The organism is Streptomyces sp. NPDC057543 (assembly GCF_042801895.1).
Lineage (GTDB): Bacteria > Actinomycetota > Actinomycetes > Streptomycetales > Streptomycetaceae > Streptomyces.
Genome location: NZ_JBHVFF010000036.1, coordinates 12,958 through 26,205 on the forward strand (window position 1 = coordinate 12,958; position 13,248 = coordinate 26,205).

The 13,248-nt window shown below is 71.0% G+C and carries 10 protein-coding genes, 1 tRNA gene and 1 riboswitch; of the genes, 5 read left to right on the forward strand and 6 right to left on the reverse strand.

What is annotated here, in order from left to right; genetic code table 11:
• Positions 1 to 766: 766 nt before the first annotated feature.
• The 4 genes from ACFU8Q_RS09260 to ACFU8Q_RS09275 all read left to right on the forward strand — a co-directional run bounded on the left by ACFU8Q_RS09260 (position 767) and on the right by ACFU8Q_RS09275 (position 6,486).
• Complete coding sequence (locus tag ACFU8Q_RS09260) at positions 767 to 2,512, forward strand: sporulation protein (RefSeq protein ID WP_384450099.1); 1,746 nt, start codon at positions 767 to 769, stop codon at positions 2,510 to 2,512.
• A 181-nt stretch (positions 2,513 to 2,693) separates the two neighbouring features.
• Positions 2,694 to 3,950 carry an L-2-hydroxyglutarate oxidase gene (gene lhgO, locus ACFU8Q_RS09265; RefSeq protein WP_384450101.1) on the forward strand — a complete coding sequence of 419 codons (1,257 nt, stop codon included), beginning with the start codon at positions 2,694 to 2,696 and terminating at the stop codon, positions 3,948 to 3,950.
• Complete coding sequence (gene trmB / locus ACFU8Q_RS09270; protein ID WP_384450104.1) at positions 3,943 to 4,755, forward strand: tRNA (guanosine(46)-N7)-methyltransferase TrmB; 813 nt, start codon at positions 3,943 to 3,945, stop codon at positions 4,753 to 4,755. Before lhgO ends, trmB begins: the two co-directional genes overlap by 8 nt.
• A 231-nt stretch (positions 4,756 to 4,986) precedes the next feature.
• A complete protein-coding gene (locus ACFU8Q_RS09275) occupies positions 4,987 to 6,486 on the forward strand; it encodes a PrsW family intramembrane metalloprotease (RefSeq protein ID WP_384450155.1) in 1,500 nt (499 codons plus the stop codon).
• 52 nt (positions 6,487 to 6,538) lie between these two features.
• Here the strand turns inward: ACFU8Q_RS09275 and ACFU8Q_RS09280 are convergent, their stop codons facing one another.
• From ACFU8Q_RS09280 to ACFU8Q_RS09305, 6 genes are all read right to left on the reverse strand, one after another.
• Positions 6,539 to 7,483 (reverse strand): aldo/keto reductase, encoded by a 945-nt coding sequence (locus tag ACFU8Q_RS09280; protein WP_384450107.1) that lies wholly within the window; start codon positions 7,481 to 7,483, stop codon positions 6,539 to 6,541.
• A gap of 181 nt (positions 7,484 to 7,664) precedes the next feature.
• The gene (locus ACFU8Q_RS09285) at positions 7,665 to 8,882 is read right to left on the reverse strand and encodes a M23 family metallopeptidase (protein ID WP_384450110.1); all 1,218 of its coding nucleotides are present in this window, start codon (positions 8,880 to 8,882) and stop codon (positions 7,665 to 7,667) included.
• 11 nt (positions 8,883 to 8,893) lie between these two features.
• A riboswitch (cyclic di-AMP (ydaO/yuaA leader) is annotated at positions 8,894 to 9,046 on the reverse strand.
• Between the two features lie 279 nt (positions 9,047 to 9,325).
• Entirely contained in the window at positions 9,326 to 10,402 is a 1,077-nt protein-coding gene (locus ACFU8Q_RS09290; protein WP_384450157.1) for a PP2C family protein-serine/threonine phosphatase, read from the reverse strand.
• A 299-nt stretch (positions 10,403 to 10,701) separates the two neighbouring features.
• Positions 10,702 to 10,775: transfer RNA gene (locus ACFU8Q_RS09295), tRNA-Met, on the reverse strand.
• A gap of 136 nt (positions 10,776 to 10,911) precedes the next feature.
• Positions 10,912 to 12,111, reverse strand: a complete 1,200-nt coding sequence (locus ACFU8Q_RS09300; RefSeq protein ID WP_384450113.1) for an SPFH domain-containing protein — start codon at positions 12,109 to 12,111, stop codon at positions 10,912 to 10,914.
• Positions 12,112 to 12,165: 54 nt separating this feature from the next.
• Positions 12,166 to 12,387: a hypothetical protein gene (locus ACFU8Q_RS09305; RefSeq protein ID WP_384450116.1), complete on the reverse strand. Its 222-nt coding sequence runs from the start codon at positions 12,385 to 12,387 to the stop codon at positions 12,166 to 12,168.
• 274 nt (positions 12,388 to 12,661) lie between these two features.
• Here ACFU8Q_RS09305 and ACFU8Q_RS09310 point away from each other — a divergent pair, with 274 nt between their 5' ends.
• Positions 12,662 to 13,075 (forward strand): SHOCT domain-containing protein, encoded by a 414-nt coding sequence (locus tag ACFU8Q_RS09310; RefSeq protein WP_384450119.1) that lies wholly within the window; start codon positions 12,662 to 12,664, stop codon positions 13,073 to 13,075.
• Positions 13,076 to 13,248 lie beyond the last annotated feature (173 nt).

Consider the following 13,248-nt stretch of genomic DNA (forward strand, 5'->3'; position numbering starts at 1 on the left):
GAAGTCCTCTTTGCCCTGCTTCAATCCCTGCTCCACTCCCCGCTTCGTCGACATGCACCGCCCGATGTCGGCCCGATGCCGGCCCGGCGCCGAACGCATACCGGTCGCGTGGGGGTCGCGTACCGGTCCCGACGCACAGCCCGGCGAACAATCCGAGGCGCAGTCCGATGCACAGTCCGGGAGGCGCAGTTCACCTCCCGGACCGGTCCGCCGCCTGCGGGGAATGAGGCGGCAGTGTCCCCCAGCCCACTGAGTCCAATGCAGTGGGCCGACCCACGCAGCAACCATGGAAGCGCTTCCGAAACGGCCGGACGAGAGCGCACGGCCGGGCGCACGGCCACACACCAGGAGCACGTACGGAGCCCGGCGGGTGGCCGCCGCCACCCCGCCTGAGCAGTACGTCACGCCGGGTTCGGAACCGGTTCGCCGACCGGGTTCGGACCACGTCCGGGCCGGGGCCGCACCCGGTCCGGGCCGCTCCGAGCGACGGCAAAGGAGCACCGCGCCGCCAACCGGAGGGACGCCCCACAGCCGACCGCGAACCCACGGACAACAATCCCGCCATACGGACGTCTGCCCCTTAACGGTAGGGATGCGGCGAACTACCCTGTGTTCACTGAGGTTCTCGGCAGGAGGCATATTCCTCGGGGCTCGGCCATATGCGTGTGCGGCGGAGTGCCGGGGCTCGTCCCTGGGGAGGACACGGTACGAAAGCCGCGCGCCGCAACGGCGACGCGGCGGCCGTCTGTGTGTCGAGGGGTGGCGCATGTCCAGGGAGCAACGCGGACCGAACGAGAAGCTCGGAACCGTTCTCGCCCTCGCGGGAATCAGCAACGCCGGGCTCGCCCGGCGGGTCAACGACCTCGGGGCGCAGCGCGGACTGACACTTCGGTACGACAAGACCTCGGTGGCCCGGTGGGTCTCCAAGGGCATGGTGCCGCAGGGCGCCGCGCCCCATCTCATCGCCGCGGCGATCGGCGCCAAACTCGGCCGACCGGTCCCGCTGCACGAGATCGGGCTCGCGGACGCCGATCCCGCACCGGAGGTCGGGCTGTCGTTTCCGCGCGATGTGGCCGAGGCGGTCCGCTCGGCGACCGAGCTGTACCGGCTGGATCTGGCCGGGCGGCGGGCCGGCAGCGGCGGAATCTGGCAGTCGCTGGCGGGCTCGTTCTCGGTGAGCGCGTACGCGACGCCCGCGTCCCGCTGGCTGATATCCCCCGCCGACCCATCGGTGGAACGCGACTCGACAGCCGCCGAGGCAGCCGTCCTCGGCCCCCCGGGTGCAAGGGGCGCACGTACCGGCGCAGGGGCGCAGAGCGCACCGGTCACGACAGGAAAGAGCACAGAGGCGGAACCAGGCGTTCCCGGCACCACAGCCGCACCCGGCATGGCGGGTGCCCCCGTCACGCAGACAGCACTGAAGGCACGGGCGGCTCAAGCGGCGCCGGGAACCCTGGGAGCGATGGGGACGCAGCGGACACCTTCCATCCCCGCCCAGCCGGGCCCGGAATCCACGTCCGCGCCCTCCTTCACGTCCTCGGCAGCCGCCTCCCCCGCCGCACCGGTCGGGCCGGTCACGAGCGACATCTCCCCGCTGCGGGTCGGCCACAGCGATGTCTCCAAACTGCGCGAGGCCGCGCAGGACGCCCGCCGCTGGGACTCCAAGTACGGCGGCGGCGACTGGCGTTCCTCCATGGTCCCGGAGTGCTTACGGGTCGACGCCGCACCGCTGCTGCTCGGCTCGTACAGCGACGAGGTGGGCCGGGCGCTCTTCGGCGCGGCGGCCGAGCTGACCAGACTCGCCGGATGGATGGCCTTCGACACCGGCCAGCAGGAGGCCGCACAGCGCTACTACATCCAGGCGCTGAGACTCGCGCGGGCCGCGGCCGACGTACCGCTCGGCGGCTACGTCCTCGCCTCGATGTCACTGCAGGCGACCTACCGCGGTTTCGCCGACGAGGGGGTCGACCTCGCGCAGGCCGCCGTCGAACGCAACCGGGGGCTCGCCACGGCCCGCACCATGAGCTTCTTCCGCCTGGTGGAGGCGCGCGCCCATGCGAAGGCGAGCGACGCACCGGCCGCGGGGGCCGCGCTGAAGGCCGCCGAGGGCTGGCTGGAGCGTTCCCGGGACGGCGACGCGGACCCGTCGTGGCTGGGCTTCTACTCGTACGACAGATTCGCGGCGGATGCCGCGGAGTGCCACCTCGACCTGAAGGCGCCCCGGCAGGTGCGGCGCTTCACCGAGCAGGCCCTGTCCAGACCCACCGAGGAGTTCGTCCGCTCGCACGGACTGCGGCTCGTGGTGTCGGCGGTGGCCGAGCTGGAGTCCGGGAATCTGGACGCGGCCTGCGCGGCGGGCACCCGGGCGGTGGAGGTGGCGGGCCGCATCTCTTCGGCGCGGACCACGGAGTACGTACGGGACCTGCTGCACCGGCTCGAACCGTACGGGCACGAGCCGCGCGTCGCCGAGCTGCGCGAACGGGCCCGACCGCTGCTGGTGGCGCCCGCGTAGCCCTACCGACCCGGACGACCGGCCCCCGCGCACATCCGCGCAGTGTCACCAGGATGTCCTCGCGGCATCCGGTGCGCCGCCCGGTCGCCGCCGGGCGTAAAGATCCGGCGCCACGCTGGGCCGCGCTGGTTTGAGTGCGTTGTCAGTGGGTCAGTGCACTATCGGGGTGGGAGGTGGCGTGATGATGACGCGCGCGGCGTACGACTGCGATGTGCTGGTGATCGGCGGCGGGATCGTCGGCCTGTCGACGGCGTATGCGATCACGCGCACCGCTCCGGGCACCCGGGTGACGGTGCTGGAGAAGGAGTCGGGCCCCGCCCGTCACCAGACCGGGCGCAACAGCGGAGTGATCCACAGTGGCATCTACTACCGCCCGGGTTCGCTCAAGGCCCGCTACGCCGTGCGCGGCGCCGCGGAAATGGTCGACTTCTGCGCCGAGCACGGCATCGCGCACGCGGTGACCGGCAAGCTGATCGTCGCGACCGAGCGGTCCGAGCTGCCCCGGCTGCACGCCCTGGTCCAGCGCGGCCGGCAGCACGGACTGCCGGTGCGCGAGCTGGGGCCCGCCCAGATCGCGGAGTACGAGCCGCAGGTGCGCGGGCTCGCCGCGATCCGCGTCGGAACGACCGGGGTGTGCGACTTCGGGGCGGTCGCGGCACGGTTCGCCGCCGAGGTGCGCGAGGCGGGCGGGGTGATCCGTTATGGGGCGGAGGTCACGGCGATCGACCGCCGCCCCTGGGGTGTGGCGGTGCGTACGGCGGACGGCCCGGTGGTGCGGGCCCGGGTCCTGGTCAACTGCGCGGGGCTGCACTGCGACCGGGTGGCGCGACTCGCGGGCGACGACCCGGGGGTACGGATCGTGCCCTTCCGCGGGGAGTATTACGAGCTGGCACGGCCGGAGCTGGTGCACGGCCTGGTCTATCCGCTGCCCGATCCGGCGTTCCCGTTCCTCGGCGTGCATCTGACCCGGGGCCACGACGGCAGCGTCCACGTCGGTCCGAACGCGGTGCCGGCGCTGGCCCGTGAGGGATACGGCTGGCCCGTCGTACGCCCCCGTGAGCTGGCGGACACCCTGACCTGGCCGGGCACCTGGCGGATCGCACGCAGACACTGGCGGTACGGGGCGGGCGAGGTGCACCGTTCGCTGTCGAAGCGCGCGTTCACGACAGCCGTGCAGCGACTGCTGCCCGAGGTCACGGAAGCCGACCTGCGCCCGGCCCCGGCCGGGGTCAGGGCCCAGGCCGTACTCCGGGACGGCACCCTGGTCGACGACTTCCTGATCCGCGAGGCGCCACACACCGTCCATGTACTGAACGCTCCGTCGCCCGCCGCGACGGCCTCCCTGCCCATCGGGCGGGAGGTGGCACGCAGGGCGCTGCTCCGGGCAGGGGGGACGGGGTGGAAGCCGCCCGCCGTAGAATCGGGGCATTGTGTCTGAGCCCTTGAACCCCTCCTCGCCGGATGCCGGGATTCCCGACGATCTGCGCGCCGCCTCCTTCGAGCGGCAGCGCAGGCTGCGCCAGGAGCCGCGCTTCCCCGGCGGACCCGCCATCGATCCGGCCGGATCGCACCACGAGCGCCGGATCCGCAGCTTCCAGCCGCGCCGCAGCCGCGTCACGCCCGGCCAGGAGGACGCGCTGCTGCGGCTCTGGCCGCAGTGGGGCCTGGACATCGACGGGCAGCGCGTCCTCGATCTGCCCGAGCTGTTCGACGGGCTCCCGGTCGTGCTGGAGATCGGTTTCGGCATGGGTGAGGCCACCGCGCAGATGGCGGCCGACGACCCGGGCACGGGCATTCTCGCCGTGGATGTGCACACCCCCGGCCAGGGCAATCTGCTCGGACTCGCGGACCGGAACGGACTGTCCAACATCCGGGTCGCCAATGGTGACGCGATCATCCTGCTGCGCGAGATGCTGAAGCCGGACTCGTTGGACGGGCTGCGGGTGTACTTCCCCGACCCCTGGCCCAAGAAGCGCCACCACAAGCGGCGGCTGATCCAGCCGGAGTTCCTCGATCTGGCGGCGCAGCGGCTGAAGCCGGGGGCCGTGATCCACTGCGCGACCGACTGGGAACCGTACGCCGAGCAGATGCTGGAGGTGCTGACCGCGCACCCGCTGTTCGAGAACACCCAGGCGGACGGCGGCTATGCGCCGCGGCCGGCGTTCCGGCCGCTGACCCGGTTCGAGGGACAGGGACTCGACAAGGGCCACGTCGTGCACGACCTGCTCTTCGCCCGCCGCTGAGAGCCGCTGCTGAGACCCACGTACGGAGCCGGAGACGGAACCTTCCGGGCCCGGCGCCCCATGGCCAGTGTCAGTGCTGCTCGTTAGGGTCATCGGGTGGTCTCCGACGGGTCTGTCCAGCAGCGGCACTCACAGCCGGCCGTCCCGCTTCTCGAGGAGCAGCGGGTCGGCGAGATCCTGGCTGCCGTGCCGGAGAGCAGGCACTGGCGTTACCGACCACGCCGCGTCGGCATGGTGTGGCGCAGCAGGACGTTCCGCATCACGACCGTGTGCACGGTGCTCGCGCTGTGCGGACTGGCGATCCTGGCCCTGGTCCGCGATCAGACGGGCACCGAGGGATTTCTCGTCGGGCTGGGGCTCGCCGTGCTGCCCGTCCCGCTCCTCATGGCGGCGTTCCGCTGGCTGGACCGGGTCGAACCGGCACCGTGGCGGAATCTGCTGTTCGCCTTCGCCTGGGGCGCGTTCGCGGCCGCCCTCGTCGCGATCCTGGCCAATTCGTTCGCGACCCGCTGGATAGCCACGGCCACCGCCGACCCGTCGAACGCCGACACCCTCGGAGCCACGGTCATAGCACCGGTCATCGAGGAGAGCGCCAAGGCCGCGGCCGTCCTGCTCATCTTCCTGTTCCGAAAACGGGAGTTCCACGGGATCGTCGACGGCATCGTCGTCGCCGGCTTCACCGCGAGCGGCTTCGCGTTCACCGAGAACATCCTGTACCTGGGCAACGCCTTCGGTGAGGACCAGCAGATCGGTACCTCGGGCGTCGTCTCGGTGACCGCCGCGACGTTCTTCGTACGAGCGGTGATGTCGCCGTTCGCGCATCCGCTCTTCACGGTGCTGACCGGCATCGGCTTCGGGCTCGCCGCGGTCAGTGCGCGGCGCCGCCGGTTCCGCCGCGTCGCGCTGCCACTGCTCGGTCTCGTCCTCGCCATGGGCATGCACGCCCTGTGGAACGGGTCGGCGTCCTTCGGCCCGTACGGCTTCTACGCCGTGTACGGGGTGTTCATGGTCCCGGTCTTCGGCCTGGTCACCTGGCTGGCGATCTGGTCGCGCCAGCGGGAGCTGCGTACGCTCTCCGCCGAGCTGCCCGCCTATGCGGCGGCCGGCTGGCTGACCCCGGCCGAACCGCTCGCCCTCTCCTCGATGCGGGCCCGCGGCATGGCCCGCGACGCGGCACGCCAACGACACGCCGCCGCGGCCGGGGGAAGCTGGAGCAGCCCGCACGGACCGGCATCCTGGCCACCGCCGTACGGCCCGGGGCACGGGCCGACGTACGGCCCCGGATACGGGCCTGGATACAGGCCGACGCACGGCCCCGGATACGCGCCAGGGCCAGGCCCCGGACCGGGATACGCGCCCGCATACACACCGGCGCATACCCCGAGGCACGGGCCCGCTGCGCAGGTCAGGGCCCATGCCACAGCACAGGCCAAGGCCCACGGCAGGGCTGCCGCCCGCACCGTCGCCGAGTACGAATCGTTCGCGACCTCACTGGCCTCGCTGCGCCTGCAGGCCCGCCGCGGGGCAGCGGGCCCGGACTTCGCCGAACGCGAGCTGGAGCTGCTGCACCACCTCTGGCAACGCAGGGACGTGGCCGCCCCCGCCCTGACGTACGCCGCGCAGGCGACGGGTCGCCTGCGTCCCCCGTACATGTCCCAGGCCCCGGGGATTCCACCGCTGTACCAGCCGTACGACAGGGGTCACAATCCGTACCGGCTACCGCCGCGGTAGCCGGACCCGGACGGGCCGGTTCAGCACCGGGGACTCCGGCACACCGCGTCCGTCAGGCGGACGCCTCGGTGAGCTCCGCCAGTTCCTGCTCGGTCAGCCGGAGGTCGGCGACGGCCAGCAGCGCGGGCAGCTGCTCGACCGTACGGGCCGAGGCGATCGGCGCGGCGACCGTCGGCCGGGACGCGAGCCAGGCCAGGGCGACGGTCGCGACCTCGGCGTCGTGCTCCTTGGCGACCTTGTCGAGTGCGGCCAGGACCTGCTGCCCCCGCTCCGACGCCAGGTACTCACCGGCCTTCTCGGCACGGGCACTCTCCACCGAAGCCCCCGGACGGTACTTGCCGGTGAGGAAGCCGGAGGCCAGGGCGAAGTACGGGACGGCGGCGAGCCCGGCCCGGGCGGCCGTGTCCTGGAGCGCGCCCTCGTACGTGTCCCGCGAGACCAGGTTGTAGTGCGGCTGAAGGGCGACGTACCGGGCCAGCCCCTCGCGCTCCGAGAAGTCCAGGGACGCCTGGAGCCGCTCGGGGCTGATGTTGGAGGCGGCGATCTCCCGGACCTTGCCCTCCTTCACGAGTTCGTCGAGGGCGGTGATGATCTCCTCGACCGGGACGGTCTCGTCATCGAAGTGCGTGTAGTACAGATCGATGTGGTCGGTGCCGAGTCGGCGCAACGACTCCTCGGCCGCGGCCTTGATGTTCGTGGCGGAGAGCCCCTTGTACGAGGGGTGGGCGCCGACCTTGGTGGCGACGACGATGTCGGAACGGTTGGAGCGGGCCGCGAGCCACTTTCCGATGACGGTCTCCGACTCGCCGCCCTCGTTGCCCGGGACCCAGGCGGAGTAGGAGTCGGCGGTGTCGATGAAGTTGCCGCCCGCCGCGGCGTAAGCGTCCAGCACGGTGAACGACTGCGCCTCGTCGGCGGTCCAGCCGAAGACGTTGCCGCCGAGGGCGAGCGGGAAGACCTGGAGGTCGGAAGGGCCCAGCTTACGAAGAGAAGTCATAAACGGATCAACGGATTCCGGCACGCCCGCTATTCCGACGGACCGGCAGCCCTGACGTCGGGGGGTGAGCGTCAGGACTGCCGGAGTTCAGCGGCCGGTTCACCGGATCACCCGGACTGCTCGGACCACGCGGATCGCTCGGATCACGCGGACCGGAAGGACCGGGAGAGCGGACTGCGGATCAGGGGTTGAGGCCCTTGCCGCGCAGCCAGGCCATCGGGTCGATGCCCGTACCGGAGGGGGTGTGGACCTCCAGGTGGAGGTGCGGGCCCGTCACGTTGCCGGTCGCGCCGACCCGGCCGATGGTCTCACCGGTGGTGACCTTCTGGCCGACGCTCACGCCGATCGAGGACTGATGGCAGAACCACAGCTCCGTACCGTCGTCGAGCTCCAGCACCGTGCGGTAGCCGTACGAACCGGACCAGCCGGCCGACTTGATGATGCCGCCGTGTATGGCCTTGATCGGCGTACCCGTCGGCGCCGCGAAGTCGAGGCCGGTGTGGTAGCCGGAGGACCACATCGAGCCGGCTTCGCCGAAGGTCGAGGTGATCGTGTACGAGGAGGTCGGGATGGCGTAGCTGGCGGCGAGCTTGGCGAGCCGCAGGGCCTCGGCCTTCTTCTTGGCCTCTTCCTCCGCCTTCTTCTTTTCGGCGGCGGCCTTGGCCTCGGCCGCGTCCTGCTGCTTCTTGGCCTCGGCGGCGGCCTTCTCCGCGGCCTCCTTCTCCTGGGCCGCCTTGGCCTCGGCGTCGGCGGCGTCCTGCTGCTGCTCCGCCTGTTGGAGGATGCGCGCGCGGAGCGCCTCGCCCGCGTCCGCCGTGCCCTGCTCGGCCTCGGTGGTGGTGAGGCCGGCGGTGGTGAGCGGTGCGGCAGCGGCGGCGACAGCGGCCTTGTCGGCTTCGGACTCCCCGGAGAACAGAGAACCCACGCCCGGAAGGGACTTGGCGTCGGGGAGGTTGTTCGCGATGGAATCGGGAAGGGAGATGGAGACCGGCGGCTTGCTCTGCGCGGTGGCCATGCCGCCCGCACCGACCGCCGCGATGACGCCGACCCCGAGCACCGTGGAGCTACGGGCAAGACCGTTGCGCTGCTTGGCGACGCGGTGCTTGCCGCGTACGGGGCGGACGGACTCCTCGGTGGGGTTCCACTCGTCCCAGCCGCGTTCCGGCCCACCGTTGCCGTCGGCGCGGAATTCGCCACCGAAGTCACCGCCCGGCTCGGTGCTGTACGCCGTTCCCGTCCCACCGGTCCCGTAGTCGGGGCCGGAACCGAAGTCGGTGCCGAAGCCGGAGTCGGAAGCGAAGCCGGAGTTGGAACCGGATCCGAAGTCAGCGACGAAGTCGGAACCGAAGTCGGGGTTGAACCGAGAGGGGGCCTCGGGGGCAGGCTTGTTGGACGCCACGGGGGCGCACTCCTTTCCTTCCTTCTCGCCTACCGGGTTAGCTGACGGGTTCGGAGCAGGAAGGTCTCCTACGGGCCCCTCTGCCTCTCACGAGACACAGGTGTCCGATTCACCCCATGTAGGTGGTTCCCCGGTTCCCTTGCGGAATTCGGCGCTCGCGCACGGTGCCGCCACTGACGACGGCTGGGACGACCGCGCTGCGTTATCGAACGTTAATAGACACCGGGGCCTGATTCCAAGCTGTTCCCACTGATCGTTCACGCCTTTGGCCTGGACTTTACGGTGCACAACCGGGCGGAATGGGACGAGTTGATCGACCCTCAGCCACTACCCGGTTTCTGACGTTGCGTCAAATGTTATGCGGAGCGACGCGCTTCGGTTACGTACGGTGGCATCCCGGTCCAAGGCCGCGTGCGGCTCGCGCGAAGCCCCCGCCCCACCCGTCACACCCCTTCGAGGCCGACGATCTTCACGGTCCTGCGCCGGTCCGGCTGCCCCTCCGCGGGACGTACGACCGCGAGCAGCGCCATGTCGTCGGTCGTCTCACCGCCCGTGTGCAGCCGTACGTCGTCGGCCAGCGCGGACAGCAGCTCCTCGGGCCCCGGGAAGATCCTCCCGCGCAGTCTGGCCGCCGGGTCGTAGAAGACCCCGTCGGCGTTCCGCGCCTCGGAGAGCCCGTCCGTGTACAGGAGCAGGGTCGTCCCCGCCGGCAGATCCCACTCGTCCGACCGGTCGGGCCAGGCCCCCAGGTCCATCCCGAGCGGCAGCGCGGGCACCGTCGGCCCCAGTACCTCCAGCGCCCCGTCCGGGTGCAGCAGGATCGGCTCGGGGTGGCCGCGGTTGACGATCCGCACCCGGGACAGCCCCGCCGGGATCTCGGCCAGCACGGCGGTGATGAAGCCCTCGACCGCGTCGAGCCCGCCCCGCCGCGTCCCCTCCCGCGCCAGCGCCCGCTCCAGCCGCTGCGCCACGCCCTCCAGCGAACGCTCCTGCTCGGCCGCCTCCCGGAACGCCCCGATGATCACCGCCACCGACTCCACGGCGTCGAGCCCCTTCCCCCGTACGTCCCCGACCACCAACCGCACCCCGTACGGGGAGTCCGTCACGGCGAACAGGTCACCGCCGACGAACTCGTCGGCCTGCGCCGCCTCGTACCGCGCCGCCACGTGCAGCCCGCCGATCCGGTCGGACGGCTTCGGCAGCACCGCCCGCATGGCGGTCTCCGCGATGACCCGCGCGGACGCCAGCCGCTCATTGCTGCGCCGCACGACCCCGTTGATCACGACCGCGAGGACCGAGACGGTGGCCAGGGTGAGCAGCTCGATCAGCGGCACGATGTTCGGCAGCGTGTGGCTGTACAGCCGCAGCGCGACGACGGCCAGCATCGAGGCGATTCCGGTGCAGATGGTCCTGGACAGCGAGAAGAACGGCGCGGCGATCAGCGGCGCCGCCACGAACAGCGGAATGGCGGTGAAGGTCGGCGGGGTGAGGAAGTCGAACACCAGCCCGCCGAGGATCATGATGGCGGGCAGCGCGCGGACGAACCGCCGGGTACGGGTGCCGTCCTCGACGTGTCTGCCGCGCCCCTTCAGCCGCTTCCACACCAGTGGTCTCCTGCCCGGTACGCGCGCGGCTGCGGACGGTACCGCGCCCCACCCCCAGGCTCGCCGGAGCGGAGTCGCGCGGCGACTCCTCGTCGGCCAATGGGGGTACGTACGTGGCACAGCCCACACACCGCCCGGACCTGCTCCTTCGGGGGTCTATGGCTGGAACGAATCAGGCCCGGCACGCTGCATGCGTGCCGGGCCTGATCCTTCAGTAGCGGGGACAGGATTTGAACCTGCGACCTCTGGGTTATGAGCCCAGCGAGCTACCGAGCTGCTCCACCCCGCGTCGGTGAATACAACTGTACGGCATGCGCGGCGGGCTCATGACCACTGAGCGAATCACCGAACGAATCGCTGAGCCGCCGAGCGAATCACCGACCGCTCGGCACTCGCTCAGTACTCCGGCCATGCGCCCCGCCGCCTCAATTCGTCTCGGTGATACGGGGAGCGGCCTTCCCGTCGACCGCCGGGGGCTTCATCGGATTCGCAGCGCGCTGGAGGGAGCGGAGAATCGCCAGCCCCTGGCCGACCACGCCCGCCGCCATCTCATTGACGCCGTCGGTACCGTTCAGAACGGTCAGGTCCGCGCCCGACATGCCTCGGGCGGCCGCGTCGGCCAGGGCGGGCAGGTTCTCGACGATGCGGTTGGCCGCGATGAGCTCCTGGTTGCCGTCGCGCAGCGAACCGGCGCGCGCGCTGTTGGCGTCGGCCTGCGCTTGGGCGATGGTCCGCTCGGCGTACGCGTTGCCGTCGGCCTCGAACTTCACCCGGTCCCGAGCCGCCTCCGCGAGGGTGCGCTGCCGGTACGCCTCGGCGTCCGCCGGGCGCCGCACCTCCCCTTCGAGCCGTTGCGCGGCGAGCGCGGCCTGCCGCTCGGCCAGCGCGGTCTGCTCCTCGATGACCTCATGTGAAGCCTTGGCCTGGGCGAGCGGTCCGGCCTGCGCTGCGCGGGCGTTGTACTGCTCGGTCTCGGCGAGGAAACCGGCCCGCTTGATCGCGGTGTCACGTTCGTACTCCGCCTTGAGCGCGGCGGCCTGCTGCTCGCGCTGGCTGGCCTCCTGGTCGGCCTTGGCCTCGGCGATCCGGGCCTGGCTGGCGACCGCGGCGGCGTGCGGGGCGGCGAGGTTGTTGATGTAGCCGGTGGCGTCGTCGATCTCCTGGATCTGGAGGGCGTCCACCACGATGCCGAGCTTCTCCATCTCACCGTGGCTGCCCGCGATGACCTCCTGGGAGACCCGGTTGCGCTCGCGGATGATCTGCTCCACGGTCAGTCCGCCGACGATGGAACGCAGGTGGCCCGCGAAGATCCGGCCGACGAGCTCCTCCATCTGCTCCTGCTCGGTCAGGAAGCGGCGCGCCGCGTTGGCGATGGACACGGCATCGTCGCCGACCTTGAAGACGGCGACGGCCCGGACGTTGAGGCGGATGCCCTGCTGCGTCACGCAGTCCTCGGTGATCTCCGCCTCGCGCAGCGCCAGGGAGAGCATGCGCGCCTTCTGTTTCACCGGGAGCACGAAACTGCCGTGCCCCGTGACGATCCGGAACTGGGTGTCCAGCGTCTGCCCCTTGGAACCGGATATGAGCATCGCCTCGTTGGGGGCGGGAACGTGCCAGAAGAACATCGGAAGACTCCTGCCGTGCGTCTCTGCTCGACGTGGGGGAACCGCTGCTTCGGCTCAGGGCGGCAGGCGTTCCACGATCACACTGCGCGCCGAGACCGAGTCGACGACAACGACGCGCACGTCCCTGTCGATCGACGTCGCCGACCATGCGGTGTAGGCCTCCGACCCACCCCGTACGGCCACCAGCACTTCGCCCGGGCCATCGGGCGGAATCGGCACAGTGACGCGGCCGATCGCCCCGACCGGGCTCCGGGCGGACTCATCTGTCGTGTGCATGCGCCCTCGCGAGCGTCCATGCGTACGCCTGCTCACACCGCCGCTCACGCCGCTTCTCACGCCGCTTCATGAACACGAGGCGACCCCGCCTCCTGGAGGCCTGAGCATCCCAAGCCTCCCTCGACATCTCCACGGTACTCCGCACCCGCGACGGAGGACGGCCCGAAGGACAGCCCGGAGAATGCACGGAGGCAGGGCCAGATATCTGGTGATATGACTGATTTACCACTCAGCCAGTCGACGCGACGAACTCGCGGTGATCAGGGAGCCGACCGTGGATCATTACACCCTGCTCGACCTCTTCTGGACGATGCTCTGGTTCTTCGTCTGGATCATGTGGCTGTTCCTGCTCTTCAAGGTCATCGTGGACATCTTCCGCAGCGACGACCTCGGCGGCTGGGGCAAGGCCGGCTGGCTCGTCCTGGCGCTGCTGCTGCCGTACATCGGCGTCCTGGTGTACGTGATCGTGCGCGGCAGATCCATGGGGAAGCGGGACATCAAGGAAGCGCAGGAACGCGACGCCACTTTCAAGGCGTACCTACGGGAGGCCGTCGCCGGCAGCCCGGACGCGAACGCCCCGAGGGAGGGCAAGCACGTCGACGATCTGGCGAAACTCGCCGAGCTCAAGGACCGGGGCGCCATCACCGAGGAGGAGTACCAGCGGGCGAAGACGAAGCTCCTCGTCTGAGCGCACCCCGACCCCCGCCCGTGCCCCTGGCCACTCACCCGAGCGCACCCCGCAGCCCTGATATGTCTCTCCGCCCGGTCCGGCGAACTGGCACGGCTCACGGACCGGGCGGAGGCTTGAGACATCAGCCCGCGGTGGCCGTTTCCGCCCGCGGCCCTCGGGGCCCCGGAGCG